This window comes from Saccharopolyspora shandongensis, assembly GCF_900106995.1.
In the GTDB taxonomy this organism is placed as follows: Bacteria; Actinomycetota; Actinomycetes; order Mycobacteriales; family Pseudonocardiaceae; genus Saccharopolyspora; species Saccharopolyspora shandongensis.
The window spans coordinates 12,261-15,086 of the sequence record NZ_FNOK01000101.1 but is presented as its reverse complement, the minus strand read 5'-3'; the positions used below and the strand labels follow the sequence as shown (position 1 = coordinate 15,086).

The 2,826-nt window shown below is 70.4% G+C and carries 1 protein-coding gene and 1 pseudogene; one reads left to right on the top strand and one right to left on the bottom strand.

Annotated elements, in window-relative coordinates:
- A partial coding sequence (locus BLW84_RS44885; RefSeq protein ID WP_218157758.1) for a hypothetical protein occupies positions 1–1,029 on the bottom strand: 1,029 nt, incomplete at its 3' end.
- Between the two features lie 1,203 nt (positions 1,030–2,232).
- On the opposite strand from BLW84_RS44885, the pseudogene BLW84_RS48250 reads away from it, so the two are divergent.
- A pseudogene (locus tag BLW84_RS48250) lies at positions 2,233–2,826 on the top strand (hypothetical protein); the annotation flags it as partial.

Here is a 2,826-nt window from a genome sequence, read left to right as displayed (position 1 = left end):
CGTCGGCGTATCCGCCACCGCCGTACCCAACGTCTTGACGAAGGTTTCGACCTGCGGGTCGGCGCCATCGGACCACAAGGCGTCGCGGGAACCGCCCATGCCGAGCATGGGATCGGCGAATTCGAAGCGGGTCTCCCGTACCCGGCCCGTGTCGTTGTCCTCGCCCTCGGCGAGGGAGGTCGTGTCGGTCCGGTCGGACCCATCGGAGAGGGCCGAGACGATCGAAGCCGCATCGGACTCCTCGGCGAGCAGGGCCCGCTCGTCGGAGTCCAGACCGTCCCGGTCGTCGGGATCGTTCGAGCGGGTCTTCTCGTCAACGACCTCCGCCGCGGTCTTCTCGCCGCGGGTCTCCGTCGCGGTTTTCTCGTCAACGACCTCCGCCGCGGTCTTCTCCTCTTTTTCCTCAACGACCTCCGGCGCGGTCTTCTCGCCGCCAGTCGCCGGCAGACCCTTCCCACCCCAGCGACCAAACCAGTCCCGCGGGTTCCACGAACGACCAAACCAGTCCCCCGGATTCCACGAACCAGCAAACCAGACCCCCGGATTCCACGAGTTCGACGAACCCTGATCAGGCCGCACACCCAGCAACTCGGCCACCAACAACGCGATCCTGGGCGCCCGGTCACCCCGCCGAGGCTGACGAAGCAGCAACTCATACAAACCCAGCAACACTTCCGGCCCGTACCTACCCGTCAACGCCAACTGATCAACCCGGCCACCCAAGACCGTGTTCAACCACATGAACGACGTGACCCCGGCGTTGGCCAACCGCAGATCCTTCTTCGGCTTCCCCGCATACGCCCGCAACTTCCCCGGCAACGCCCCCGGATCCCCCAACAACCCCGCATACACCCGCAAATCCGGATCAGCAGCCACCAACATCGCCAACAACTCACGCCGCGACCCCGGCCCCGAACCCGAACCCACACCCGGACCCGGCGTGCGACCACCACCAACCTTCCCCACCACCGACGACGACTCCACCCGCGACGAGTCAGCACCGTCACCGACACCCGCAGCCGCCGTCACCTCCCGCACCCCACCAGAACCCGCATCACTGACCCGGCCCGGCATCCCCGGACCCACCGTCCCAGCCCTCAACGACGGCACCCCACCCGAACCGGCCGTCGTCCCACCAGCCGTGCCCGCACCCGACCCCACCGGCGCAGAACCCGAGGTACCCGCCGCTGAAGTGCCCCCGGCGGTACCGGCCGTACCGGCCGCGGGGGCACCCGAGGTAGCCGCCGCGGGAGTCTGCGAAGCCGGGACGGTAACCGGCGCCTGACCGGAACCCTGCCCCGTCCCCGAACCAGAACCCGAACCTGTGCCGGCCGCCGCAGCCGGGACCTGGATCGGTGTCGAGGTCGCGGCGTCGCGGCCACCATCGGTGCCGGAATCGACCGCGGCATGGGAAACGACCGGAGCATCAACCGACACCGGCGCGCCGGTGTCCTTGGCGACCGGGACACCAGAACCAGAAGGTGTCCGCGCCGACGTCGACTCGCCACCAGACTCACCAGCCGACTCCCGACCACCGCCAGGCGTACCGGTCGACTCGTCGACCCGTTCGCCGCTGGGCTTATCACCGCGTTCACTGCCAGGCACGCTGGTCGACTCATCGACCCGCTCGCCGCCAGGCACGCTGGTCGACTCACCACCGCGTTCGCGGCTACCACCAGACTCGCCGGTGAACTCGCGATTACCGCCAGACTCGCCGCCGCTCTCGCCTCTAGGCTCATCGCCGCGCTCGCCGCCGGGCACGCTGGTCGACCCACCGACCCGCTCGCCGCCAGGCTCACCGGTGAACCCGCGATCACCAGACTCACCAGCCGACTCCCGACCACCGCCAGGCGTGCCGGTCGACTCACCGACCCGCGCACCGCCAGACACATCACCGCGTTCGCCGCTGGGCACGCTGGTGGATTCGGACCCGGGCTCCCGCGCACCATCGGACTGACCCGCGGACCGACCGGCGGATTCGGACCCGGGCTCCCGCACACCATTGGGCTGACCGGTGGGGTCAGAGCTCGGGTTGGCCTGATTGTGGGCGACAACCTCATCGGCGTTGGGTGCCGGCCCGGAACCTGCCCCGTGGGGCTCGGACTGCGCGGAACCACCCAACCCGAACCCCTCGCTCCCGGGGGTACGGGCGGAATGCGTGACGACCTCGCCCGGGCTGCGCTCACCGGTGGCGCCTGACTGCGGGACATCCGGCCCCGACGGGACCTGCCGATGACCTTCCGGCACCCGCTGCTGCCCGCCACCGGATTCTTCCCGGACGGCCTCGGACCGTCCCGGATCACCCGGTGTGGCCGGGACCTGGTCACCCGGCTGCCCCGGCCGCGACGCAACAACACTCACCGGATCCACAATGGACTTGGTGCCCGACCCGCCCCCGGCACCGACCCGCTCACCCGGCACACCCCGGCCACCAGAGGTTTCCCCAGCCCCAGACACAGCACCAGAACCCCCGGCAACACTGATGTGCCGGGGCTCGCCCACCGAGGCGGGGCTGTGCTCGTCGCCGGGTTGGTGCTGGCCCTTGCCCGGCAGCACGGCATCCCGACCACCACCAGAACCGCCCTGACCGGAGGAGTGGGCGGAAATAGCCGGTGGGACGGCAGTTCCGCCGGTGAACGCCCCCAGCCCCGGCCCACCATCGCCGCTGCCACCGCCGGACTCACCGCTGCCGCCGGACTCACTGCTGCCGCCGGACTCACTGCTGGCGTCGTCCGCATCGGTGTCGCTGCCGTAGCCGGACTCACTGCCCGCGTCATCCGCGTCCGTGTCGCTACCGCCGCCGGACTCACTGCCCGCGTCATCCGC